The organism is bacterium (genome assembly GCA_040755795.1).
Classification (GTDB): Bacteria; UBA9089; CG2-30-40-21; order CG2-30-40-21; family SBAY01; genus JBFLXS01.
This window is the reverse complement of record JBFLXS010000756.1, coordinates 1-1,062: the sequence shown is the minus strand read 5'-3', so window position 1 is coordinate 1,062 and position 1,062 is coordinate 1. Positions and strand designations below refer to the sequence as shown.

General features: G+C 36.6%; 1 protein-coding gene. It reads right to left on the bottom strand.

The window, feature by feature from the left end; all coding sequences use genetic code 11:
* Positions 1-110: 110 nt before the first annotated feature.
* The gene (locus AB1414_21450; protein MEW6609977.1) at positions 111-866 is read right to left on the bottom strand and encodes a PorV/PorQ family protein; all 756 of its coding nucleotides are present in this window, start codon (positions 864-866) and stop codon (positions 111-113) included.
* Positions 867-1,062 lie beyond the last annotated feature (196 nt).

Genomic DNA, 1,062 nt, shown 5'->3' with positions numbered 1-1,062 from the left:
TGTTTGAGTAATTCCAGCTCCTTCCCTATGAACTTTTTATTAGTTTTTCTTTGTTTGTGGTTCATATACTTACAGTATACCACAAACTAAAAGAAAGGGGCAGATTTAGTTTAGGATGAGTATATATGGATTTTCATTGCCTGAGTCTCATTCTTCTTTAAATCACAGGCCAAAAGTAATTTTTCTTTAAGTAGTTTTATTGCTCCACCTAACTTTATATTCAGAGGAAACTCATCTTTATGGCCTGAGGCAGTATTCCATTTCAGAGAACTCCCTATATCCTGTAAGACAAATCCTAAGGATAAATCGAGGTTAGTGAAGTTAGGTTTAAATAAGCCTCCTATATCAAAACCGAATCCTGTAGCACTCTTTCCCGCTAACTGATGGGTGAGGTATTTTAGATTAGCACCTAAAGAAAGAGAAGGGGAAATCTCTCTGGCTCCAGAAAGATAAAGGCTATTCTCTGAATCTTTGAGTTCTCCTGTAAGATTGCCAGAAGAATCACGTTCTTCAATATCATCTATACCAAAACCAATCCAACTTATGCCTCCTGCCCAGTCCTTACCAAAAGGTTGGGCATAATTTAAGAAGCTATATCTTCTATCACAAGACATAATAGCATACATACTGCCAAATTGACGACTTTTAATCTGAACTAATCCTGCCGGATTCCAATAGGTAGCATAAACATCATCAGCTACGGCAATATACGAACCACCCATACCCAAAGCTCTTGCTCCTACTCCCATTCTTAAATATGCCCCGGCTGCTCCTGCATCACCACTCTTGGCAAAGAGAGACTTTGGAAGGGCTAATAAAATTACACTTATTAAAATAAAAAGTAGTATTTTTCTCTTATCTATCATCTCAGTCTTCCTTAAAATTCTATCTTAATACCACTATCTTCTTTACCACCGTTTCACCATTTGCCTTAACCCGTGTCAAATCATTTAAGAAGGTAACCGAAATAGGCTTTGGATAAACGGTTAAAAAGTAACTGACTCGACCTTTTAAAAATTATTTAATTTTTTTGAATCAAAGGGTATCAAACGATCATCTCGG

What these genes read in the sequence shown, in the direction of transcription:
- AB1414_21450 (MEW6609977.1), bottom strand. Translation starts at nt 866, where the DNA reads ATGATAGATAAGAGAAAAATACTACTTTTTATTTTAATAAGTGTAATT.